Genomic DNA, 23,271 nt, shown 5'->3' with positions numbered 1-23,271 from the left:
CCGGTGCGCGGAGTGCGCGCATAACAGCCGAGCACGCAGGGAGACGTCCAATGCTGACGCGACGCAGTATGATGCTGGCTTCCATCGCAGCGGGAGTGACCATGACCGGCAGCAACGCATTTTCCAAGGCATCACAACCATCCACCCCGGTGAGCTTCGACGTGCCTGCCGGTGCCTGCGACTGCCACACCCACATCCATGGCGACCCCGCGAAATTCCCGTTCTTCGCCGGCCGCGTCTACACGCCGGAACCGGCCTCGCCGGAGGAGATGAGCGCGCTGCACAAGGCGCTGCATGTCGAGCGCGTTGTGATCGTGACGCCGAGCGTCTACGGCCCCGACAATTCGTCGACGCTGTTTGGCATGACGGCGCGCGGACCCACGGCGCGCGGCGTTGCCGTGATCGACGACAAGACCAGCGAGAGCGATCTCGACGCGATGCAGAAGGCCGGCTTCCGCGGCATCCGCCTCAACCTCGCGACCGGCGGCGTCAACGATCCCAATGTCGGCCGGCAGCGCTTCTCGGCCGCGATCGAGCGGATGAAAGCGCGTGGCTGGCACGTCCAGCTGTTCACCAGCCTCGCCATGATCTCCGCGATCAAGGACCTGGTTGCGGCAGCGCCCGTCCCCGTGGTGTTCGACCATTTCGGCGGCGCCGAGGCCACGCTCGGCACCGGCCAGCCGGGATTTGACGACCTGCTCGCGCTGGTCAAATCCGGCAAGGCCTATGTCAAGATTTCCGGCGCCTACCGCGCCTCCAAGCTCGCGCCCGATTATGCCGACGCCGCGCCGCTGGCCCAGGCGCTGATCGCGGCCAATGCCGAGCGCATCGTCTGGGGCACTGACTGGCCGCACCCGGATTCGGTGACGCCGGCGGGCAAGCAAGTCACCGACGTCACGCCGCTGTACCAGATCGACGACGGCCGCCTCCTCAACCAGCTTCCGGTCTGGGCGCCGGATGCCGCGGTGCGCAAGACCATCCTGGTCGACAATCCGGCGCGGCTCTACGGCTTTACCTGACGCTATCCTTCGGCCGGCGCGAGAAGTAGGAGATCAGGACCGGCAGCGTGATCAGGATCACCAGCGGCGCCACCATCATGCCGGTGACGACGACGATGGCGAGCGGCTTCTGCACCTGCGAGCCGATGCCCTCCGACACCGCCGCCGGCAACAGGCCGATGCCGGCGACGACGCAGGTCATCAGCACCGGACGAAGCTGCAGCTCGCCGGTGCGGATCACCGCGCGCATCCGGTCATAGCCTTCGTCGATCAGCTGGTTGAACTGCGACAGGATGATGATGCCGTCCATCACCGCGATGCCGAACAGCGCGATGAAGCCGATCGCCGCCGACACGCTGAACGGAATGCCCGAGATCAGCAGCCCGAGCACGCCGCCGAAGATCGCCATCGGAATCACGCTCATCGCGAGCATGGTGTCGACCATCGAGCCGAAATTCAAGAACAGCAGCACCGCGATCAGCACGAGGCTGATCGGCACCACGACCGACAGCCGCTTGATCGCGTCCTGCAAATTGCCGAACTCGCCCACCCATTCGATACGCGAGCCGGGCGGCAACTGGACCTGCTCGTTGACCTTCTGCTGCGCTTCCAGGATCGCACTGCCGAGGTCGCGGTCACGCACCGAGAACTTGATCGGCAGATAGCGCTCCTGCTGCTCGCGATAGATGTAGGCGGCGCCGGAGATCAGCTTGATCGAGGCCACTTCAGAGAGCGGGATCTGCGTGACCCCGCCATTCGGATTCGTCGCCCCGATCCGCAGGTTCTGGATCGCCTCCGCGCTCTTGCGATATTCCGGCGCAAGGCGGACGATGATCGGAAAGTGCCGGTCGCTGCCGGGTTCGTAGAGATCGCCCGCGGTGTCGCCGCCGACGGCGACCTTGATCGTGGCGTTGATGTCGCCCGGTGACAGGCCGTAGCGCGCCGCCCGCGCCCGGTCGACGTCGATCTGGACGGTCGGCTGGCCGAGCGAGGTGAACACCGCGAGGTCGGTGACACCTTGCACCGTCGCCAACACCGATTTGATCTTATTGGCGGTGTCGGTCAGCGCCTGCAAATCGTTGCCATAGAGCTTGATCGAGTTCTCGCCCTTCACGCCGGACACCGCCTCCGACACGTTGTCCTGCAGGTATTGCGAGAAGTTGAATTCGACGCCAGGGAACTTATCCTGCAACTGCGCGAGCAATTGCGCGGTGAGCACGTCCTTGTCATGGGTGCCCGGCCATTCGCCGGCCGGCTTCAGCGGCGCGAAGAATTCAGCATTGAAGAATCCGGCGGCGTCGGTGCCGTCGTCGGGACGGCCGTGCTGCGACACCACCGACACCACCTCGGGACGGCTGCTGATCAGCTTCCGCATCTCGTTGACATAGGCGTTGCCTTCTTGCAGCGAGATCGTCGGCGGCAGCGTGGCGCGGATCCACAGATTGCCCTCTTCCAGCTTGGGCAGGAATTCGAGGCCGAGGAACCGCACGCAGATGATCGTCGTGACCACGAGGCCGGCCGCACCGGCCATCACGATCTTGCGGTTGGCGATCGCCCAGTTCAGCGCCGGCAGGTAAATCGCATCGAGCTTCTTGACGATCCAGGTCTCGGTCTCGTGGATATGCGCCGGCAGGATGATCGCGCTCAGCGCCGGCGTGATCGTGAACGTCGCCAGCAATCCGCCCGCCAACGCATAGGCATAGGTTCGCGCCATCGGCCCGAAGATGTTGCCCTCGACACCACCCAGCGTGAACAGCGGCAGGAACGCAGCGACGATGATGGTCGCGGCGAAGAAGATCGAGCGCGACACGTCGGCCGCCGCCGACAGGATCGCATGGCTCTTCATCCCCATCACGGTGTCGTCGGAGATGTGCTCGCGCTCGGCTTCCGACAGTGCCGTGGTCTGCGACAACCTGCGGAAGATCGCCTCCACCATGATCACGGTGGCGTCGACGATCAGTCCGAAATCGATCGCGCCGACCGAGAGCAGATTGGCGGATTCGCCGCGCAGCACCAGGATGATCACGGCGAAGAACAGCGCGAACGGAATCGTCGCGCCGACGATCAGCGCGCTGCGCAGATCGCCGAGGAAGATCCACTGCAGCAGCACGATCAGGAGGATGCCGACCACCATGTTGTGCAGCACGGTGTGTGTGGTGAGCTCGATCAGATCCTTGCGGTCGTAGATGCGCTCGATCTTGACGCCCGGCGGCAGGATCGAGGAATTGTTGATCTGGTTGACCAGCTGCTCGACCCGGGCGATGGTCGGCGAGCTCTGCTCGCCGCGGCGCATCAGCACGATGCCCTGCACGATGTCGTCGTCACTGTCGATGCCGGCGATGCCGAGCCGCGGCTTCTCGCCGATCGTCACAGTGCCGATGTCCCTGACCAGCACCGGATTGCCGCCTGATTGCGAGATCATGGTGTTGGCGAGATCGTCGATCGAGCGGATCAGACCGACGCCGCGCACCACCGCCGATTGCGAGCCGATGTTCACGGTGTTGCCGCCGACATTGATGTTGGCGTTGGAAACCGCCTGCAGCACCTGCGGCAACGTCAGGCCGTTGGCGACCAGCTTGTTGAAGTCGACCTGAATCTCGTAGGTCTTGGTCTTGCCGCCCCAGCCGGTGACGTCGATCACGCCGGGCACCGCGCGGAAGCGCCGTTGCAGCACCCAGTCCTGCAACGTCTTGAGGTCGAGCACGCTGTAGTTCGGCGGTCCCTTCAACCGATAGCGGAAGATTTCGCCGATCGGGCTTGTCGGGGAGATGCCGGGCTGCACGTTGCCTGGCAGCGGCGCGAGCTGCGACAGCCGATTGAGCACCTGCTGCAGCGCCTCGTCATAGGTGTAGTCGAAGGAGAACTGCAGCTTGACGTCGGAGAGACCGTACAGCGAGATGGTGCGGATGGTCTTGAGGTTCTTGATGCCGGCGACCTGGGTCTCGATCGGGATCGTGATATAGCGCTCGATCTCCTCGGCCGAGAGGCCCGGGCTCTGCGTCACGATGTCGACCATCGGCGGGGTCGGATCGGGATAGGCCTCGATGTTGAGCTGCTTGAACGCAAACAGGCCGCCGATGATGACGACGACGAACATGGCCACCATCAAGTAGCGGCGATTGACGGCAAGGGCGACGAGGCGATCCATTCAGATCGGCACTTTCAACGGAGAGGATTTTTCTTGGTGAGCATGGTCTCCGCGCAAACGCGTTCCGCGTTTGTCGCGAGGGAAAGCCGGTTCCCACTTTTCCGGATCATGCTGCTAGGTACCTGATGCGGCGCGGTCGATGAAGAGGCTTCCCTTCGTCACGATCTGCTCGCCCGGCTTGAGATTGCCGGCGACCTCGACGAGGTCGCCATTGATGAGGCCGGGCTTGATCTGGCGCAGCTCGATGGTCTTGTCGTCGGCCTTCGCGACCCAGACGCGAACCTGATCGCCCTCGTAGATCAGCGCCTGTTTCGGCACGCCGACCGCCGGGTGGTCGCCCTTCGAATACAGCGTCACATTGGCGAACATCTCGGGCTTCAGCCGATTGTCGGCGTTGTCGATGGTGGCGCGGACCAGGAGCCGGCGCGAGGTCGCATCGATCGCGGCGGCGACATAGTTGACGCGGGCGTTCAGCACCTTGCCCGGCAGCGCCATCACGCTGAAGCTGAGGTCCTGCCCGACCGCGACATTGTCGGCGTCGGATTCTCGGACGAAGGCGATCAGCCAGACCGTCGAGAGATCGCCGATCACATAGACCGGATCGCTGGCACCGGTCGAGACATACTGGCCGGGGCCGGCCTTGCGCTGGACCACGGTGCCGCCGATCGGCGCGAACACCGTCGTCTCCGGATTGAGGCGGCCCTTCTGCTGCAAGGTCGTGATGGCTTCGTCGCCGAAGCCGAGGATGTGCAGCTTGTTCTGCGCGGCTTCCAGCAGCGTCTGCGCCGAGCGCGCATCGTTCTGCGCCTGTACAAGCGCGGCCTGCGCAGTCTGATAATCCTTCAGCGGGATCGCCTTGCCCTCGGACAGGTCCTTGGCGCGCTTCTCCTGGATCTGGGCCAGGTCGAGCGCCGACTGGGCCTTGTTGAGGCCGGTCATCGCGGCGACGTAATCGTTCTGCGCCTGCACGGTGTCGGCCGCTTCGATCACGAACAGCGGCTGCCCCTTCACCACCGTATCACCCGGCCGCACCATGAGACGGGTCACCCGCCCGGTATAGGGCGAGTAGACCGGGGTGGAGCGGTCCTCGTCGATCCCGATCTTGCCCTCAGTCACCAGTTCGGAGCGGAAGGTGTGCTCGGCCACGGTCTGGAAGGTCAGGCTGGCCCACTCGGCCGGCGACGGCGCATAGCGCGTGCCGCCCTTGCGGGACTGGCTGGAGACTTCCGACGGTGTCTGCTTGTCCGAGCCGAACCGCGTATAGCCATAGGCGCCCGCGCAGGCGACCACCAGCACCGCCGTGGCCACGAGCAGGCGCGGACGGCTAAAGCTCTGCATTCGCTTGATAAACTCTTTCAGCATGCGGTCCGCGGGGTCGATCGTTGCAGCTTCCGGCGGGACAGCCCCAGCGGTGCGCTAATAGTGCCGATTTGGCGTTTCAAACAACCTAAAAATCGCACTTCGGCGGTGCGGGTCGTTAAAGTTCGGATAGCCTGAACGGCGGCTGAATGTCTCATCCGGGAAACTCCGGGGCAGGAAACGCTGGAGGGTGGCTGCCGAGCGGCATCGCCGGACGGGACCAATGGGCCGGGGTCTTCGACAGCACGGCGGCGTGCCGGACCGAACTCAGCGTGCCGAAACCGGACGGAAGCCGCTCGATGAAGGGCTGCACCGCATCCGCCTTCAGGTCCTCGGTGGCAAGGCCCCCTTCGAGCCGGCCGAGACTCCACAGCCAGCGCCCGGTCTGCGCCAGCGATACCCGGACATGCCAGCTGCCGCCCTCGCGCGCCTGGCGGGCCTTGGCCATCATGGCGCCGAACGCCATGAAATATCCGGTGGCGTGATCGAGCATCTGGGCCGGCAATTCCTTCGGTCCGTCGACGCCGGCGGCCTGCCCTTCGGCATGATTGAAGCCGGTCGTGGTCTGCACCAGCGAGTCGAAGCCGCGGCGCTCTGCCCACGGACCGGCATGGCCATAGGCCGAGAGTGTCACATAGACGATCCCGGGATTGATGCGGGCCGCTTCCTCCGGCGAGAAGCCGAGCCGCGCAATCGCCTGCGGGCGATAACCCTGCGAGAGAATATCGGCCTGCGCGACGAGGCCGCGCATCACGGCCCGCCCCTGCTCGCTGCGCAGCTCGAGAAAGCTCGTCAGCTTGCCGCGGCCGGTGTCGATAGTGAGCCAGGGAATCGCCGGCAGATCGGGACCGGAGATCAGCAGCACATCGGCGCCGTGCGCGGCGAGCGTGCGGCCGGCGACCGGGCCGGCAATCACGCGCGACATATCGAGCACCCGGATGCCGGCCAGCGGCCGCTTCCCCGCAGGCCACGGCTTTGGCGCGGCCTCGCCGATCTTCTCGATCGAGATCAGCGGCAGCCTTGCAAGTTCTCCTGCATGCGGCGTCGCTGACCACTCGTCATATGAGCGCATCAAGGCGACGACGCCACCGGCGGTATAGGCCGCGGTCTCGAACGCCTCGCCGTCCCATTGCAGCAGCGCGGCCTGGACATCGTCGCGCTCGGCGTTGCAGCCGAGCACCTTGCAGACGGAGTCGCGGTGATGCGGGAAATTGGTGTGCAGGCGGACGAAGCGGTTGTCGCGGACACGGTAGACGCCGGCGATCTTGTCCCAGGCCGGTGGCGGCGGCTTGTCGTCAACCCGCAGATAACGCTCGCTGCGGCATTCGACGACGGCATGGCGCATGTCGACCGCGACGTCCTGCGGCTCGCCGCTGCGGGCTTTCCAGATCTCGGCCGCCGCAAGGCCCGCCGCGGCAATCGGCACCTGCGCCGCCGCTGCGACCCGAAACGACGACGGCAATTGCGGCTCGCTGCCGGTCAGGGCGACCGCATCGAGCGCGGACGGCGCGCCACCGGTGCCGGTCCAGACATCGGAAAGGATTTCACGGATGTCCTGCATGCGCATTCCTGTTTGCGATTATTCTATGCCCGAGCATGATGACAAAATGGCAATGCCCGGTCCCAACCCGTATTTGGCATCATCTTCCCGGAAAGCGGCTTCACGCTTTTCCGGACCATGCCTTATTTGGGCATGATCTTTTCGAAAAACGGTTTCACACTTTCCCGGACCATGCCTTAGCTCTGCCCGACCCGAACAGGAGTTGCAATGGCTGCCATTGATCCCCTCACCGCCGGCGGTGTCTTCCTCGCGACCGCGGCCACCGACGCGGTCTATGTCATGTTCACCTCGGCAGTCGTCGCGCGCAAGCGCGTGCCGGCCGCGACCTGGAGCAGCGTCTGGTACGTGCTCTCCTCCTATGCGGTGATCAGCTACACCGAGAACTGGCTCTATGTCGCCTTCGCAGCGGCCGGCTCGTGGGTCGGTGCCTATGCGTCGATCACCTTCCTGCACCGCCCGCCGGGCGGACCGCCGGTGGGCGCCGCGGTGGAATAGTATGCAGCTGCGCAAGGATTGAACAATCGCTGGGGCTGGCGACGAGGAGTACTGCGCGCGAGACTATCTCCCATCGTCGTCCCGGCGAAGGCCGGGACCCATAGGCCGCAGCAGTTGTAGTTGGCGGGACTCGTCGTTCCAACGGTGCACAACAATCGGCATTTGTGGTTATGGGTCCCGGCCGCCGTGCGCAATTGCGCATTAGGCCGGGACGACAGTGACGATGGGTTTCGCTTCGCTCTACCCATCCTACAATCCTCGTGAAGGACTTCTGCCGGAGCGAGACTCCGGCAGAAGCATCACGTCGCTGCTCTCACTTCAACGCGGCCTGGCCGGCGAGCGAGATCACGTTGTCCTGCGCGCCGGAGCCGCCGCTGACACCGATGGCGCCGACGATCTTGCCATTGACCATCAGCAGATTGCCGCCACGCGAGGCGACGACGTCGTCGAGGGTTGCGAGGTAGGAGAAGTAGGGTCCCTTGCCCATCAGGGTTTCGAACACCAGCGTGGGGCGGCGATAGCGGGTTGCGGTACGCGCCTTGTGCTGCGAGACCCCGACCGAGGCATACTGGCAATTGTCCTGCCTCTCGAAATAGACGAGATCGCCGCTCGGATTGACGATCGCGATGCAGAACGCGTTCCAGATTCGCTTTTGCGTCTCGGCAACGGCTGCCGCGGCGACCTTCTTGGCGGTTTCCAGATTGATCGGTTCGCCGTAGGGCGGCGGCGTCAGGGCATCGGCGACGACGTCATTCGGATTGTCGGGGTTGGGCGGCACCTGGGCCAGCGCGCCGGTGGCGGTAGCGAGCACGACCCATGCCGCGCCGATGAGCGCAGTGAAATAACGCATGTCATTATCTCCCAGTTTGATTGTTGTTTTCAGACGCCCCAATGCGATTACCGGGCGGCAGAACGATAGCAATTGATCCGCGGCGCACAAGGCGAGATCGGATTGGGTGCACCGCGATATTCGCCTGGCTACAATGAAAATCGCGTGACGCGAGGGAATATCGAGGTCGCGCAATGCCGCGATGGTCGCTACAGTCCGCGCGCATCAGAAAGGACATCCGAATGGATCTGGGTTTGAAGGGACGAAACGCCATCGTGCTCGGCGGCACGCGCGGCATCGGGCGGGCCATTGCGGCGACGCTGGCGGGTGAAGGCGTCGGCGTCGCGGTCTGTGCGCGCAATGCCGAGCAGGTTGCGTCCAGCATTGCCGAGCTGAAGGCTGCCGGCGTGCGCGTCACCGGCGCGGCCGTCGATATCACCGACGCCGCGGCGCTGACATCGTGGATTGCCGATGTCGCAACCGAATTGGGCAGCATCGACATGATGTTCTCCAATGCGGGCGCGATGGCGCAAGGCGGCGATCCGGCGTCGTGGGAGCAGAATTTCCGGCTCGACGTGCTCGGCGCGGTGAACGCGTTCGAGGCAGCACGCCCGTTCCTGGAGGCGAGCGGCGAGACAACCGGCGATGCGGCCTTCATCATCATCTCGTCGATCTCGGCAGCGCAGGCGGATCGCGCCGGCTCCTACGGACCGATCAAGGCGGCGCTGGTGCACATGGCGAAGGGACTGGCGCGGCAATACGCGGCGAAGAAAATCCGCGTCAACGTGGTGTCGCCGGGCACCGTGTATTTCAAGGGCGGCGTCTGGAATATGGTCGAGCAGAACACGCCGAAGATTTATCAGGACGCGCTGGCCCGCAACCCGACCGGCCGCATGGCGACGCCGCAGGAGATCGCCAACGCCGCGGTGTTTCTGGCTAGCCCGGCCTCCTCGTTCACGACCGGCTCGAACCTCGTCGTCGACGGCGCGATCTCGAACCGGGTGAATTTCTGAGGAGAGACGACATACACGGCCGACCCGTCATCCTGAGGTGCGAGCCTTGCGGCGCAATTGCGCCGCTGGGCGAGCCTCGAAGGATGCACGGCCCGGCTGGTGGCCGTCGACCCTTCGAGACGCGCGCAATGCGCGCTCCTCAGGGTGACGGTGAGAGGGCGACACGCTGGCGACAACCCTCAATGAAAATCCCGTGACGGCGGCAGGATGCGGACGTTGCGGGGGTGGCGGATTTTTTGCGGCGAGTTGTCGCCGTGATCGCGGCGGTCGTCGTTGAGCGGCTCGATCAGTGCCGGGGCCGGCGGCACCGGATGCTTGGGGCTGAGGGATTCGTTGGCGAGGCCGATAAGATCGTGGGAGCGGTCGGTCATGCGCTGCGCCACCAGATGCGTCACGCCCTCGGGGCTGCTCTGGATATAACCCTCGACCAGGATCAGGCGTGCACCCATCACTTCCTTGCGGTACTGCTCCATCACCTTCGGCCACACCACGATGTTGGCGATGCCGGTCTCGTCCTCCAGCGTCATGAACACGACGCCCTTGGCGCTGCCCGGCCGCTGCCGCACCAGCACGACGCCGGCGCAGCTGACGCGGCGGCGATCATTGCTGCGGTTGATGGTGTGGCAGGCGACGACGCGCTCTCTGGCGAACATCTCGCGCAAGAATTCCATCGGATGGCCCTTCAGCGACAGGCGGATGGTCTGATAGTCGGCGACCACCTGCTCGGGACGCGGCATCTCCGGCAGCGGTTTTGCGCCCTCATCCGGCTGCTCGCGCGCGGTGGCGGCCTCGAACAGCGGCAGCGGCACGTCGTCAGGCAGCCGCCGCACCGCCCACAGCGCCTCGCGGCGGTCGAGCCCGAGCGAGCGGAACGCATCGGCGTCGGCGAGCAGGATCAGCGCGCGCTTCGGCAGGCCGGTGTCGCGGGCGAAGTCTTCCAGCGAGGTGAAGGACCGCCGGTTGCGCGCGGCGACGATGCGGTCGGCCCAGTCTTTCTCTTGCTTCGCCTCTCCCGCTTGCGGGGGAGGCCGGATCGCATCGGAAGATGCGATCCGGGTGGGGGCTCCCTCCTCAGTGGGACTCGTGGAGAGACCCCCACCCCAACCCTCCCCCGCAAGCGAGAGAGGGAGCACAGGCGCGCCCCGGATGCGCAATTGCGCATCGGGGAATGACGACTGGAGAGCTTTCAACCGCTCCTCGTCCTCATCCAGCCAGTGAAAGCCGTCGATCTGGCGGAAGCCGAGCCGCACCGCGCAATGATCGCCGACCTTCTCCTCCAGCGTGTTCTGCGCAAAGCTGAAGGAGACATCGACCTCGCGCACCGTGACGCCGTTGTTGCGGGCGTCGCCGACGATCTGCGCCGGGGCATAGAAGCCCATCGGCTGCGAGTTGAGCAGGCCGCAGCAGAACGCATCGGGATGATGGTGCTTCAGCCATGAGGAGATGTAGACGAGCTGGGCAAAGCTCGCGGCATGGCTTTCCGGGAAGCCGTAACTGCCAAAGCCCTTGATCTGGTCGAAGCAGCTGCGGGCGAAATCCGGATCGTAGCCGCGCGCCACCATGTTGCCGACCAGCTTCTCTTCATAGCTGCCAATGGTGCCGACGTTGCGGAAGGTCGCCATCGAACGGCGCAGGCCGTTCGCTTCTTCCGAGGTGAACTTTGCCGCCTCGATCGCGATCCGCATCGCCTGCTCCTGGAACAGCGGCACGCCAAGCGTCTTGTGCAGCACGTTGTGGAGTTCATCCGGCGGGCCGTGCTCGGGCGACGGCGACGGATAGCTTTCCTTCTCCTGGCCGTTCCGCCGCCTCAGATAAGGATGCACCATGTCGCCCTGGATCGGCCCCGGGCGGACGATCGCAACCTCGATGACGAGATCGTAGAAGGTGCGTGGCTTCAGCCGCGGCAGCATGTTCATCTGGGCGCGGCTCTCGACCTGGAACACGCCGAGCGACTCGCCGCGACACAGCATGTCGTAGACTTTTTTTTCGTCCTGCGGGACTGAAGCGAGCTCCCAGCGCTTGCCCTTGTGGTCATCGATCAGGTCAAAACATTTGCGGATGCAGGTCAGCATGCCCAGCGCCAGTACGTCGACCTTCATCATATGAAGCGCGTCGACATCGTCCTTGTCCCATTCGATGAAGGTGCGGTCGTCCATCGCGGCGTTGCCGATCGGCACATAGGTGTCGAGCCGGTCCTGGGTCAGCACATAGCCGCCGACATGCTGCGAGAGATGGCGCGGAAACTCGATCAGCTCGGTGGCAAGCTCGACCGCGAGGTTGATCATCGCATTTTTTGGATCGAGCCCGGCCTGCCGCACCTGCATGTCGTTGAGGCCCTTGCCCCAGCTGCCCCACACGGTGTCGGCGAGCGCCGCGGTGACGTCTTCCGTCAGCCCGAGCGCCTTGCCGACGTCGCGGATCGCGCTGCGCGGGCGATAATGGATGATGGTCGCGATGATGGCGGCGCGGTGGCGGCCGTAGCGGCGATAGACATATTGCATCACCTCCTCGCGCCGCGAATGCTCGAAATCGACGTCGATGTCGGGCGGCTCCAGCCGTTCCTTGGAGATGAAGCGCTCGAACAGCAGATCGACCTTGGTCGGATCGACCGAGGTGACGCCGAGCACGTAACAGACCGCAGAATTCGCCGCCGAGCCCCGCCCCTGGCACAGGATGTTCTGGCTGCGCGCATAGTGCACGATGTCATGCACGGTGAGGAAGTAATGCGCGTATTTCAGCTCGGCGATCAGCGCGAGCTCCTTGTTCAGGGTGGCACGAAGTTTGTCGTCGATCTCGCCGCCGAAATATTTGTCGACGCCGACCCAGGTCAAATCCTCCAGATGCTGCTGCGCGGTCTTGCCCGGCGGCACCGGCTCGTCCGGATACTGGTATTTGAGCTGGTCGAGCGAGAACGAGATGCGATCGGCGAAGCGTATGGTCTCCGCGATCGCGGCAGGCCAGTCGCGGAATAGCCTGATCATCTCATGCGCCGGCTTGAGATGCCGCTCGGCATTGGCCTCGAGCCTGCGGCCGACAGCCTCGATCGTGGTCTTTTCGCGGATGCAGGTCAGCACGTCCTGCAGCGGGCGGCGCGCGGGATGGTGATAGAGCACCTCGTTGGTGGCAAGCAGCGGCACGCCGGCATCCGCGGCGAGGCGATGCAGCCGCGCGAGACGGCGCCTGTCGTCGCCGCGATAGAGCAGGCTTGCAGCAAGCCAGACGCCATCAGCGGCGCTCGCTTTCAGTTGCGCGAGCACGTCGAGCGCATCGGCCGCCTCGAACCGATGCGGCAGCGCCAGCACCAGCAGCTGGCCCTCGGCGAAGTCGACGAGGTCGGACAGAGTGAGCCGGCAGTCGCCCTTCTCGATGCGCTCGATGCCGCCGCCGCGCTTGCCGCGGGTGAGCAATTGGCACAGCCGGCCATAGGCGGCGCGGTCGCGCGGATAGACCAGGATATCGGGCGTGTCGTCGATGAAGACGATACGGGCGCCGATCAGAAGCTTTGGCGGATGGGCGACCTTGTCGCTGTCGAGCTCCTTCCAGGCGCGCACCACGCCGGCCAGCGTGTTGTGATCGGCAAGCCCGATCACGGGGATCTTCAGTTCGCTCGCCTGATGCACATAGGCGCGCGGATCGGAGCCGCCGCGCAGGAAGGAGAAATTGCTGGTGATGCCGATCTCGGCATAGTCGGGCATCAGATTCTCGTTTTGACGCGTTTTCTTCACGCGAACCGGCCTCCACTTCGCTTGAAAACGCTCTGTTTCATGCGAACAGCCCGTGCACATACCAGTTGGCCGGGACCGGCTTGCCTTCCTCGTCGCGCAGCTCGTTCTCATAGAGGCCGTCGCGAAAGATCCAGAAGCGCTGGCCCTCGGCGTCCTCGACGCGGAAGTAGTCGCGCGTCAGCGCCGCGCCGTCCTGCTTCCACCATTCCATCGCAATGCGCTCCGGGCCTTCGACCCGCACCACCGCATGCAAGGCGCGCCGCCAGGTGAACTGGTGCGGCGGACCATCCGGCACGCTTGCGAACGGCACCTTGATCGGCTCGGGCCGCTCGAACAGCCGCAAGGGTCGCAGCGGCGGCTCGCCGGTGACGCGCTCCGGCCAGGCGGCCGCGCTCGCCGCGGCCAGATGATGCTGCGCCGGCAGCGCGAGCGCTGATCGTTCGGGGATGTGGCTCCCGAGCGGCAGATGCACGACGACACGTTTGCCCCCGATGCGGGCGGCGATGCGGTCGATCAGCGCCGAGATCTCGTCATTGTCGTGCACTGTGGTGTCGAGATCGCGCTGCTGCTGCACCACGATCTCGGTACGCCCGGCGGCGAGGCGGATGAGATCGAAGCCGAAGCCGGGATCGAGCGGATCATTGAGCGCATCGAGCCGCTCGCGGAACAGGCGGTCGATCATCTCCGGCCGCGTCACCGGCCGCCCGGTCTCGACCATGATCGCGCGCACCGCGCCGTCGGTGCGGAAGAAGCTCGCTTCCAGCTGCCGCGCGCCCTTGCCCTGCTTCTTCATCGCCGCAACCAACATTTTGGCGAGGCTTGAGAGCGTCAGCGCGATCACGGTGTCGGTCGCGATGGGCTCGGGGAAACGCTTCTCGACGATGTAATCGGGCAGCGGCTTGCGCGGGCTGATCGGGGCATCGCCCCGCCCGAGCGCGTGGCCGAGCAAGGTGGTGAAATCGGCGCCGAACCGCGCCGAGATTTCATGCGGTGCGCGCGAGGCGACATCGCCGATGGTCTTCAGGCCGGCGCGGCGCAGGCCGGTGGTGACAGCAGGATCGGCACCGAGCGCCGACACCGGCAGCGGGCCGACCGCCTCCGCCTCCGCGCCATCGGCGATGACCTGCCCCGAGGCATAGCGCGTCAGCGTGCGCGCCGCGATCGAGGTGCCGGCGATTGCGGCGCTGACGGCAAAGCCGCGCCGGCTCAGCGCATTGATGACAATCTGCAGCAGCGCGCGCTCGCCGCCGAACAGATGCGCGCAGCCGGTGATGTCGAGGAACAGCCCGTAAGGCGGATCGAGTGCGACCAGCGGCGTGAAACGATCGCACCAGTCGGCGATGTCGTTCAGCGTCTTCAGATCGGCGGCGGGATCGGCGTCGTAGACCGTAAGCTCCGGGCAGATCGCCCGGGCATTGGCGAGCGGCAGCCCGATCGACAGCCCGGCCCGCACCGCCGCCTCGTCGATGGCGTGCAGCAGGATCGCGTTGTGGTCCTTTGCGACCACGACGCTGGGAAGAAGGTTGCTTACCTCATTCGTAAGGGACGCATGAGCGGACGGGTTCCCTCCCCCCTTGTGGGGGAGGGTTAGGGAGGGGGGTGAGCCCCACGGGCGGTGCTCGTGGCTACCCCCCTCTCCAACTCTCCCCCACAAGGGGGGAGAGAGCCCTACTACCTCCCGTGTCTCAGCTTGCGAGACGATGTCCTGCGCGAGCTTGCGCTTGATGCGGTCGATGGGCAGGCGTGGCAGCCACAGGCTGAGGATACGCCGACGGTTCACTGAATTGGCACTCATCACATTTCCATTCCATGATCCATCGCCCGACCGGGCCATGACGATTGCGCACGAGTTCGGCCTCGAAGCGCGGCGCGCCCCAGGCGCTTGCGGCATTGCCGGGCGGCGAATGCGCCGCGCGCACCATCCAGCGCGTCTCCGCGGTCGAGGGGATCGGCGTGGCGGCGATCCGCAGCAGTAGCGCGGTGACGCCGGAGGCTTGCGCGGCCAAGGTCAATTTGCGGCTGGCGACGAGATCGAGCTGGCGCGCATCGCCCCAGATCTCGAGCACGACGGCGCCGAGCGCATCGCAGGCGAGCGCGTCGGCCGCGGTGCGCAGCCCGCTGTCGACATCGGCGGCACGCACGGTGACCAGGAGGCGCGGATCGAGACCGAGCTCGGCGAGCCCGCGCATCGACAGCGCGCCGTTTTCGCGATCGGAAAAATCCTGCAGCACCCAGACCAGCGGCTTGCGCGCTGACACCCGTCCGGCGAGCCCCGCGATGAAGCCGGTCGCCGCGCCGCCTTGATGGCCGGCCGCGAACACCTCGTGCAGCGCGGCCGGCGCAAGTCCGCCGCGCAGCATCGCGTCCGCGCTCGTGTGTCCGAGCGCGATGCGGTTCGGCATCGCCGCCTCCGATGGCGCCTCGATGCGCGCGATGCTGCCGCGCAGAGACGCAAGCGTACCCGTGCGTGCGCCGTTCATTGCACCGCTCCTTCCACCTGAAAATTTGAGGCCGTCACTGACCAGAACAGAGAACCAAGGACTGGCCCATTTGTTCATGATATGTTCTAATATAAAGCTAACAGGGCCCGCGGAGTCAATCGGATTGGTGAGCTCACCGATTCATGAGTGGAATCAATGGGATTCGGGAGCCGCCAAAACCGGACGCAACCTGATCTCCCGCACGCCAGGTGCACTGGCCCCGAAAATGGCGACGTGACGGAAACGGAGCAATCGTATGCGTATCATCGTGCTCGACAACGACACCGATTTCGAGGGCTGGCGCAAGGCCGCGCGACGATTGGCGTTGAATGGCGTGAAGCCTGCGGAGGTCACGTGGACCGTACGCAAGGACGACGAACTGCCGTCGGCATCCTGCGTGAATGACTTGCCCGATGCGCCGCAGGCGCGGTTCAACGTGACAGCCATATTCGTCGAACTCGCAAAGACCGCGATCTTGCATCGCAATGACACGCGCTTCGCCCTGCTCTATCGACTGCTATGGCGGCTGCGCAGCCATCACGATCTGCTCAACGTGACGACCGACCCAGATGTCGCCGAGGTCCACGCGATGGCGCGCGCGGTCTATGGCGATATCGACAGGATGCACGCGCAGCTCCGCTTCCGCGAGATCGGCCGCGAACGGACGGCGCATTACGTCGCCTGGTTCGAGCCGGAGCATCGCATCGTCGAGTTCGCCGCACCTTTCTTCGCCGGCCGCTTCGCCGACATGCCGTGGTCGATCCTGACCCCCGACGTCTGCGCGCATTGGGACGGGCACGCGATCTCGATCTCGCCGGGCGTCGCCAAATCCGAAGTGCCGAGCGAGGATCGGCTCGAGGAGGCCTGGCGGCGTCATGACAACGGCCTCTTCAATCCCGCGCGGCTGAAAGTGATGGAGATGCCGCAGGCCTATTGGAGGAACCTGCCCGAGGACTCGATCATTAAGCCGCTGATCGAAGACGCCATGCGCATGACCAGCGGCCCCTTCATCGCACGCAAGGCGGCCGAGCCGCAGAAGCTGCAGGATGAGCCGATGGTCCGCAAGCAACCTCACGACACGCAGACTCACGACACGATCGCGGCCTTGCGCGAAGAGGCCGCCGGTTGTCGCGCCTGCCCGCTATGGAAGGACGCAACCCAGGCCGTGTTCGGCGAAGGACCGCAAAGTGCTATGCTGATGCTGGTCGGCGAGCAGCCCGGCGATAAGGAAGATCTCGCAGGCCATCCCTTTGTCGGACCGGCCGGGCAGATGCTCGATCGCGCGCTTGAGGACGCCGGTATCGCGCGCGCCACGGTTTACATCACCAATGCGGTGAAGCACTTCAAATTCGTGCCGCGCGGCAAGATCCGGCTGCACCAGAAGCCGGGCACGCCGGAGATCCGCGCCTGCCGCCAGTGGTACGCGCGCGAGCTCGCCGCCATCAGGCCGGAACTCGTGGTGGCGCTCGGCGCAACCGCAGCGCAGAGCGTGCTCGGCAAGATCACCCCGATCAACAAGAACCGCGGCCGCCTGCTCGATCACGACGGAACCAAGGTGCTCGTCACCGTGCACCCGTCCTACCTGTTGCGTCTGCCCGACGAGAAAGCCAAAGCGCTGGAATATCAGCGCTTTATCGACGACCTGAAAATTGCCGCAGATCAGTTGCGCAATGCGGCCCGCGCGGCCTGAGTTGCGCCGAACCGGCGGAACCGGGAGCTACACTTCAACGTGAAATTGTTTCTGGACGCGGACAAATACCTACAACCTTTAATTGATCCGTGGTACTGTGACGTGTTCCAAAGGTATCGGGCGTCATGTTCACGCCATGACGTACCTGAGGCGGGCGCGCTGCGCGGTTTGCTAGCCCCAATCGTGCGGCGCGCCACCTCATCTCGCAATCTTTCCCTCCTCACCCACTTGCTCGCGGCACGCGCCGGATTTCTGGTTATTTGAATTCCTGGTTGCCAGGAATTCCGGTGACCTCGATTCCCGGTGGCGTGGCTTCGCGGGCCCGGCGTCCCACTGCCGGCGTCCTCGCCTCCCACACATCTCGCCCCACGAAACCCGGACGGTGACTTCAGTCACGATCATTGCGCGATCGGTGATCGTCTGTTGCTGAAGATTGCCACGAGGCCGCGAAGGCCCGTGGACCTTCAATGCCTTGCACAACAATTCGGCGGGATGTCCACCGTTATGGGTCGCCGGTTCATTTCACGGGCCGGATTTCAATTGCCTGTCATATGCATGGATCAAAATCGGAGGCATTGGGACAGGAGTTTACCATGAGCGATATGGCGTTACCCGGCTCGATCGAGCCCGCCCTGAAAAAGGGTCCGGACCTCGACAAGGGCTTCCACCCCATGACGGGGATCATTTATTTGGGCGTGGTCGCGGCCGCGCTGCTGTTCGTTGCCTACAGCATCTATGCCGACGTCGACGCCACCGGCACGCGCGTCACGTCGTTCCTGCCCTACATCATGCTGTTCGTCGCACTGCTGATCGCGCTCGGCTTCGAATTCGTCAACGGCTTCCACGACACCGCCAACGCGGTCGCCACCGTGATCTACACCCGCTCGCTGCCGGCGCATGTCGCCGTGGTCTGGTCGGGCATGTTCAACCTGTTCGGCGTGCTGCTCTCGAGCGGCGCCGTCGCGTTCGGCATCGTGTCGCTGCTGCCGGTCGAGTTGATCCTGCAGGTCGGCTCCAGCGCTGGCTTTGCGATGGTGTTCGCGCTGCTGATCGCCGCCATCCTCTGGAATCTCGGCACCTGGTGGCTTGGCCTGCCGGCCTCGAGCTCGCACACCCTGATCGGATCGATCATGGGCGTCGGTATCACCAACGCGCTGCTGCGCGGCCGCGACGGCACCTCCGGCGTGGACTGGACCCAGGCCGCCGGCATCGCCAAGGCTCTGCTGCTGTCGCCGCTGTTCGGCTTCGTGCTCGCGGCCGGTCTGCTCTACATCCTCAAGGCCGTGCTGGCGCGTGCGACGCCCGCGCTGTTCGGCGAGCCGGTCGGCAACCAGCCGCCGCCGTGGTGGATCCGGGGCATCCTGATCCTGACCTGCACGCTGGTCAGCTTCTTCCACGGTTCGAACGACGGCCAGAAGGGCATGGGCCTAATCATGCTGATCCTGATCGGCACGGTGCCGACCGCCTACGCGCTGAACCGCGCGCTGCCCGCGAACCAGATCGAGCAGTTCGCAGCGCACTCCACCTCGGCCAGCAAGGTCATCGAAGGCAAGGCCGCCGGCTACAACGTGATCGGCAATCCCCGCCCGGCCGTGACCAACTACGTCGCGCAGCACCAGATCAACGAAGGCACCTTCCCGTCGCTCGCGGTGCTGGTGCGCGACATCGGCCAGCAGGTTGCCCAGTATGGATCGCTGGCCAAGTTCCCGGCTGACGCGGTCGGCAACACCCGTAACGACATGTACCTGGCGTCCGAGGCGATCCGCTTCCTGATGAAGGACAAGGAAGCCGAGCTGACCGCGGCCGACGTCGCCACGCTGACCGAGTACAAGGGCTCGCTCGATGCCGCGACCAAGTTCATCCCGAGCTGGGTGAAGTTCGCCGTCGCCATCGCGCTCGGCCTCGGCACCATGGTCGGCTGGAAGCGGATCGTCGTCACCGTCGGCGAGAAGATCGGCAAGACCCACCTGACCTACGCGCAGGGCGCCTGTGCCGAGATCACGGCGGCCGCGACGATCGCGGCAGCCGATGGCTACGGCCTGCCGGTCTCGACCACGCACGTGCTGTCTTCAGGCATCGCGGGCACCATGGCCGCCAACGGCTCCGGCCTGCAATGGTCGACGATCCGCAACATCGCGATGGCCTGGGTGCTGACCCTGCCGGCCGCGATGATCCTCTCGGGCTGTCTGTACTACGTGTTCTACCACGTGTTCTGATGCCCTATACTCTCGGCGCGGCAACGCGTCGGACGAAAGGCCCGCGCGTTAGGTGCGGGCCTTTTGCTTTTTGAGGATCGCGGCGCGCTCCGGCGGCGTACACTTTCGCGATCTCGGCCAGCAGGCCGCGCGCCCATTTGTGCAGGCCCGATTTGGCCGTCCGGGCGCTCCAGTACATGTCGATCGAGATCGGCACCCGGAACGGCAACGAGGCGACGTGCAGGCCGCCGCGCATCGCCCGCGCAAGGTGATGCGGAATGGTCGCGACCAGCTTCGTGCCGGCGACGATGCGCTCCAGACTGTCGTGGTTCGGAAGGCTGACCGCCGGCTCGATCTCGATCTCCCTCGCCTTCAGCGCCTCGAGATAAAGCGGCTGCCACTCGCCGCTATGGGTGATGAAGACATGTTCGGCCTTGGCATAGGCCGACAATGCGATCCGGCCGCGCGCCAGCGGATTGGCCGGATCCATCACGCAGACATAGTGATCGGTGAGGATATGGCGCCGAAAGAAGCTTTCGCCGACGATCCCGACCGGACCGAGCACGGTGTCGCATTGGTTCTGCTTGAGATGGATGTCGCCATGGCCCGCGGCGTCGAGCAGGACGAGACGGACTTTTGGCGCGCCGGCACGCAACCGCGCGCTGAACTGCGGCATCAGGGTCTGCCGTTCGTGATAATTGCAGGAGATCGTCAGGCTGCCCTGCGCGGTCGCCGGATCGAATTCCACCGGTGAGGCAAGCCCGTCGATCTCGCCGATCATGTCCCGCGCCCAGCCGACCAGCGCCGCGCAGCGTTCGGTGGCGGTCACGCCATTGCCGTTGCGCACGAACAGGGGATCACCGAGCGCACCGCGCAGCCGCTCCACCGCATAGCTGATGGTGGACTGATTGACGTCGAGCCGCTTGGCGGCCGCCGAGAACGACTGCAGATCGTAGACCAACACCAGCGTCCGCAAGGTCCCGATGTCGATCGGATCGATCGAGGAATTGGCCGCCACGTTGCACCTCCCGCCTTGCTGGCGGCCCAGCCTATCACGATGTCATTGAATATTTCGATGACTGATATCGAGCCCATCGAATTGAGCGATTGCGTCGCCTGGCGCTAGGCTTCGCAAAAAAACGCCCCTGGAGGACCAATGACCAGCACCGTGCCCATCGTCACCGACATCGCGTATCAGGATCTGCTCGACGACCCCTATCCGACCTTCCGCCGCCTGCGCGAGCTGGCGCCGGCGGTGTTCGTCGAGGCCGCGAAGCTGACACTGGTGACGCGCTTCGACGACATCGTGCGGATCGAGCGCGACCCCGCGACCTACTCGGCCGACAATCCCACCTCGCTGGTGAACAGGGTGACGGGGCCGACCTTCATGCGCAAGGACGGCGCCGAGCACGCGATCGGCCGCAAGGCGATCGAGCCCTCGTTCCGCCCGGCCACGATCAAGGAGTATTGGGCGCCGAAATTCACCGCGATCGCGCAAGCGCTGATCGATGACCTGTCCGCTGCCGATGAGGCCGATCTGTTTGTGACGCTCGCCGCGCCGATGGCCTCGCGCAGCCTGATGGCGATGATCGGCTTTCGCGCGATGCCGTGGCAGACCCTGGCGGAGTGGTCTCAGGCGCTGATCGACGGCGCCGGCAACTACGCCGCCGATGCCGAAATCGAGCGCAAGGCGATGCAGGCCAGTGCCGACGTCGACGCCGCGATCGACGCGGTGCTCGACGACCACCGCAGCCACCCCAACCCCTCGATCCTATCCTCGATGGTCAACGCCGATCCGCCGATGCCGATCGAGGGCATCCGCGCCAACATCAAGGTAATCATCGGCGGCGGGCTGAACGAGCCACGCGATGCGATCCTGACCCTCGTGCTCGGTCTCCTGCAAAACCCGGCGCAGCGGGACAGCGTGCTGGCGAAGCCTGAGCTTTGGCCGGCCGCGCTCGAGGAAGCGGTGCGCTGGATCTCGCCGATCGGCATGTATCCGCGCCGCGTCACGCACGATGTCGATCTTTCCGGCACCAGGCTGCCCGAGGGCCTTCAGATCGGGCTCTGCGTCGGCGCCGCGAACCGCGACGGCAATCGCTTTTCGGCGCCCGATTGTTTCGACGTGACGCGGCCGAAGCAATCGCATCTGGCGTTCGGCGCCGGACCGCATTTCTGCGCCGGCACCTGGGTGTCACGGCTCACCGTCGGCAAGATCGTGGTGCCGATGCTGTTCGACCGCTTGCGCAATTTGCGCCTCCGCGCGGAGACGCCGCCTGTGGTCCGCGGCTGGGTGTTCCGCGGACCGGTGACGCTGCCGGTACGATGGGATGCGTGAGCCGGCGCCATGACCAACGCTCACCGTCATTGCGAGCGAAGCGAAGCAATCCATCTCTCCACTCGCTGAGCAATGGATTGCTTCGTCGCTTCGCTCCTCGCAATGACGGTCGAAGAGTGACGGCAACGGCGAGCCTCACGCCGCCAGCGCGTCCTCCACGATCTTCACGAAGTACGACGTCCCGAACACGATCGCCTCGTCGTTGAAATTGTAGGCGGGGTGATGCAGGCCGGCGCTGTCGCCGTTGCCGCAGAAGATGAAGGCGCCGGGCCGGGCTTCCAGCATATACGAAAAATCCTCGCCGCCCATCAGCGGCGGCATCGGATGCACGTTGCCATCGCCGGCGACTTCCTTGGCGATGCGGGTCGCGAATTCGGTCTGCGGCGCGTGGTTGACGGTGACGGGATAGCCGTGCTTGTAGTCGAGATCGATCCGCGCGCCGGTCAGTTGGGCCACGCCCTTGACCACTTCACCGATGCGCTTCTCGATCAATTGCCGGACCTCTGGGGTCAGGGTGCGGACGGTGCCGCGCAAGACCGCGGTCTGCGGAATCACGTTGCGGGCATTGCCGGCGTGGAATTCGCAGATCGAGATCACGGCGGAATCCAGCGGATCGACGCTGCGCGACACGATCGACTGCAGCGCGGTGATCAGCTGCGCGCCGACCATCACCGAATCGATGCATTTGTGCGGCCGCGCGGCGTGGCCGCCGAGCCCTTCGATGTTGATATTGACCTCGTCGGTGGACGCCATGATCGGGCCGGAGCGGATCGCGAACGAGCCGATCGGAATCCCCGGACCGTTGTGCATGCCGTAAACCTGCTGGACGCCGAAGCGGTCCATCAGGCCATCCTTGATCATGGCGGCGGCACCGGCCCCGCCCTCCTCGGCCGGCTGGAAGATCACGACCGCATCGCCGGCGAAATTGCGCGTCTCGGCGAGATAGCGCGCCGCGCCGAGCAGCATCGCGGTGTGGCCGTCATGGCCGCAGGCGTGCATCTTGCCCGGCGTCTTCGAGGCGTAAGGCAGGTTGGTTTCCTCGTGGATCGGCAGCGCGTCCATGTCCGCGCGCAGGCCGATCACCTTGACCTCGCCCTTGGCCGCTCCCTTCTTGCCCTTGATGACCCCGACCACGCCGGTTTTGCCGAGCCCGGTCACGACCTCGTCGCAACCGAATTCCCGCAGACGGTCGGCCACGAATGATGCAGTGCGGTGCACGTCGTAGAGCAGCTCGGGGTGTTCATGGATGTTGCGGCGCCAGGCCTGGATATCGGGTTGCAGATCGGCGACGCGGTTGACGATGGGCATGAGAATTCTGGCCTCGGAGGTTGGACGTAACTCCTCTCTAGCATGCAAGAGGCGGTCCACCCAACAGATGTGGCATGCCTCCGGCCCCAGGCCCTGCATTCGCAAATGGGATGCCGAATATTCTCCAGACGT

The 23,271-nt window shown here is 65.2% G+C and carries 15 protein-coding genes; 6 read left to right on the top strand and 9 right to left on the bottom strand.

Annotated elements, in window-relative coordinates:
- Positions 1-50: 50 nt before the first annotated feature.
- Positions 51-1,019 carry an amidohydrolase family protein gene (locus tag ACE103_RS14155; RefSeq protein WP_375779921.1) on the top strand — a complete coding sequence of 323 codons (969 nt, stop codon included), beginning with the start codon at positions 51-53 and terminating at the stop codon, positions 1,017-1,019.
- Here the strand turns inward: ACE103_RS14155 and ACE103_RS14150 are convergent.
- The 3 genes from ACE103_RS14150 to ACE103_RS14140 form a co-directional block, all read right to left on the bottom strand.
- A complete protein-coding gene (locus ACE103_RS14150; RefSeq protein ID WP_375779920.1) occupies positions 1,012-4,146 on the bottom strand; it encodes an efflux RND transporter permease subunit in 3,135 nt (1,044 codons plus the stop codon). The genes ACE103_RS14155 and ACE103_RS14150 overlap by 8 nt on opposite strands.
- 114 nt (positions 4,147-4,260) lie before the next feature.
- The gene (locus ACE103_RS14145) at positions 4,261-5,508 is read right to left on the bottom strand and encodes an efflux RND transporter periplasmic adaptor subunit (RefSeq protein ID WP_375779919.1); all 1,248 of its coding nucleotides are present in this window, start codon (positions 5,506-5,508) and stop codon (positions 4,261-4,263) included.
- Between the two features lie 151 nt (positions 5,509-5,659).
- A complete protein-coding gene (locus tag ACE103_RS14140; RefSeq protein WP_375779918.1) occupies positions 5,660-7,066 on the bottom strand; it encodes a CoA transferase in 1,407 nt (468 codons plus the stop codon).
- 207 nt (positions 7,067-7,273) lie between these two features.
- On the opposite strand from ACE103_RS14140, the gene ACE103_RS14135 reads away from it, so the two are divergent.
- Positions 7,274-7,561 (top strand): hypothetical protein, encoded by a 288-nt coding sequence (locus tag ACE103_RS14135; protein ID WP_050626238.1) that lies wholly within the window; start codon positions 7,274-7,276, stop codon positions 7,559-7,561.
- A 313-nt stretch (positions 7,562-7,874) separates the two neighbouring features.
- Here ACE103_RS14135 and ACE103_RS14130 read toward each other — a convergent pair whose 3' ends face one another.
- The gene (locus tag ACE103_RS14130; protein WP_375779917.1) at positions 7,875-8,411 is read right to left on the bottom strand and encodes a heme-binding protein; all 537 of its coding nucleotides are present in this window, start codon (positions 8,409-8,411) and stop codon (positions 7,875-7,877) included.
- A gap of 221 nt (positions 8,412-8,632) precedes the next feature.
- Here ACE103_RS14130 and ACE103_RS14125 point away from each other — a divergent pair, with 221 nt between their 5' ends.
- Positions 8,633-9,403 carry an SDR family NAD(P)-dependent oxidoreductase gene (locus ACE103_RS14125; RefSeq protein WP_375779916.1) on the top strand — a complete coding sequence of 257 codons (771 nt, stop codon included), beginning with the start codon at positions 8,633-8,635 and terminating at the stop codon, positions 9,401-9,403.
- A gap of 179 nt (positions 9,404-9,582) precedes the next feature.
- Here the strand turns inward: ACE103_RS14125 and ACE103_RS14120 are convergent, their stop codons facing one another.
- The 3 genes from ACE103_RS14120 to ACE103_RS14110 form a co-directional block, all read right to left on the bottom strand.
- Complete coding sequence (locus ACE103_RS14120) at positions 9,583-13,098, bottom strand: error-prone DNA polymerase (protein ID WP_375781104.1); 3,516 nt, start codon at positions 13,096-13,098, stop codon at positions 9,583-9,585.
- 67 nt (positions 13,099-13,165) lie between these two features.
- Positions 13,166-14,923: a DNA polymerase Y family protein gene (locus ACE103_RS14115; protein ID WP_375779915.1), complete on the bottom strand. Its 1,758-nt coding sequence runs from the start codon at positions 14,921-14,923 to the stop codon at positions 13,166-13,168.
- Positions 14,814-15,608 (bottom strand): ImuA family protein, encoded by a 795-nt coding sequence (locus tag ACE103_RS14110; protein ID WP_375779914.1) that lies wholly within the window; start codon positions 15,606-15,608, stop codon positions 14,814-14,816. The genes ACE103_RS14115 and ACE103_RS14110 overlap by 110 nt, the downstream gene beginning before the upstream one ends.
- A gap of 256 nt (positions 15,609-15,864) precedes the next feature.
- Between ACE103_RS14110 and ACE103_RS14105 the strand changes: the two genes are divergently transcribed.
- Both ACE103_RS14105 and ACE103_RS14100 read left to right on the top strand, forming a co-directional pair.
- Positions 15,865-17,298, top strand: a complete 1,434-nt coding sequence (locus ACE103_RS14105; protein WP_375779913.1) for a UdgX family uracil-DNA binding protein — start codon at positions 15,865-15,867, stop codon at positions 17,296-17,298.
- A 593-nt stretch (positions 17,299-17,891) separates the two neighbouring features.
- Positions 17,892-19,514: an inorganic phosphate transporter gene (locus ACE103_RS14100; RefSeq protein ID WP_223970799.1), complete on the top strand. Its 1,623-nt coding sequence runs from the start codon at positions 17,892-17,894 to the stop codon at positions 19,512-19,514.
- A 4-nt stretch (positions 19,515-19,518) separates the two neighbouring features.
- Here ACE103_RS14100 and ACE103_RS14095 read toward each other — a convergent pair whose 3' ends face one another.
- Entirely contained in the window at positions 19,519-20,511 is a 993-nt protein-coding gene (locus ACE103_RS14095; protein WP_375779912.1) for a LysR family transcriptional regulator, read from the bottom strand.
- Positions 20,512-20,649: 138 nt separating this feature from the next.
- Between ACE103_RS14095 and ACE103_RS14090 the strand changes: the two genes are divergently transcribed.
- Entirely contained in the window at positions 20,650-21,831 is a 1,182-nt protein-coding gene (locus ACE103_RS14090; RefSeq protein ID WP_375779911.1) for a cytochrome P450, read from the top strand.
- Positions 21,832-21,966: 135 nt separating this feature from the next.
- On the opposite strand, the gene ACE103_RS14085 is transcribed toward ACE103_RS14090, so the two are convergent.
- On the bottom strand, positions 21,967-23,139 hold the full coding sequence (locus ACE103_RS14085; protein WP_375779910.1) for a M20 aminoacylase family protein: 1,173 nt from the start codon (positions 23,137-23,139) through the stop codon (positions 21,967-21,969).
- Positions 23,140-23,271: the final 132 nt, after the last annotated feature.

The organism is Bradyrhizobium sp. ma5 (genome assembly GCF_042258955.1).
Lineage (GTDB): Bacteria > Pseudomonadota > Alphaproteobacteria > Rhizobiales > Xanthobacteraceae > Bradyrhizobium.
The sequence above is the reverse complement of the archived record's forward strand: the minus strand, read 5'-3'. Positions and strand labels throughout refer to the sequence as shown.

Bases quoted from the DNA above. Each gene is read 5' to 3' on its own strand.
- ACE103_RS14155 (WP_375779921.1), top strand. From the start codon at position 51: ATGCTGACGCGACGCAGTATGATGCTGGCTTCCATCGCAGCGGGAGTG.
- ACE103_RS14150 (WP_375779920.1), bottom strand. From the start codon at position 4,146: ATGGATCGCCTCGTCGCCCTTGCCGTCAATCGCCGCTACTTGATGGTG.
- ACE103_RS14145 (WP_375779919.1), bottom strand. From the start codon at position 5,508: ATGCTGAAAGAGTTTATCAAGCGAATGCAGAGCTTTAGCCGTCCGCGC.
- ACE103_RS14140 (WP_375779918.1), bottom strand. From the start codon at position 7,066: ATGCAGGACATCCGTGAAATCCTTTCCGATGTCTGGACCGGCACCGGT.
- ACE103_RS14135 (WP_050626238.1), top strand. From the start codon at position 7,274: ATGGCTGCCATTGATCCCCTCACCGCCGGCGGTGTCTTCCTCGCGACC.
- ACE103_RS14130 (WP_375779917.1), bottom strand. From the start codon at position 8,411: ATGCGTTATTTCACTGCGCTCATCGGCGCGGCATGGGTCGTGCTCGCT.
- ACE103_RS14125 (WP_375779916.1), top strand. From the start codon at position 8,633: ATGGATCTGGGTTTGAAGGGACGAAACGCCATCGTGCTCGGCGGCACG.
- ACE103_RS14120 (WP_375781104.1), bottom strand. From the start codon at position 13,098: ATGCCCGACTATGCCGAGATCGGCATCACCAGCAATTTCTCCTTCCTG.
- ACE103_RS14115 (WP_375779915.1), bottom strand. From the start codon at position 14,923: ATGAGTGCCAATTCAGTGAACCGTCGGCGTATCCTCAGCCTGTGGCTG.
- ACE103_RS14110 (WP_375779914.1), bottom strand. From the start codon at position 15,608: ATGAACGGCGCACGCACGGGTACGCTTGCGTCTCTGCGCGGCAGCATC.
- ACE103_RS14105 (WP_375779913.1), top strand. From the start codon at position 15,865: ATGCGTATCATCGTGCTCGACAACGACACCGATTTCGAGGGCTGGCGC.
- ACE103_RS14100 (WP_223970799.1), top strand. From the start codon at position 17,892: ATGAGCGATATGGCGTTACCCGGCTCGATCGAGCCCGCCCTGAAAAAG.
- ACE103_RS14090 (WP_375779911.1), top strand. From the start codon at position 20,650: ATGACCAGCACCGTGCCCATCGTCACCGACATCGCGTATCAGGATCTG.
- ACE103_RS14085 (WP_375779910.1), bottom strand. From the start codon at position 23,139: ATGCCCATCGTCAACCGCGTCGCCGATCTGCAACCCGATATCCAGGCC.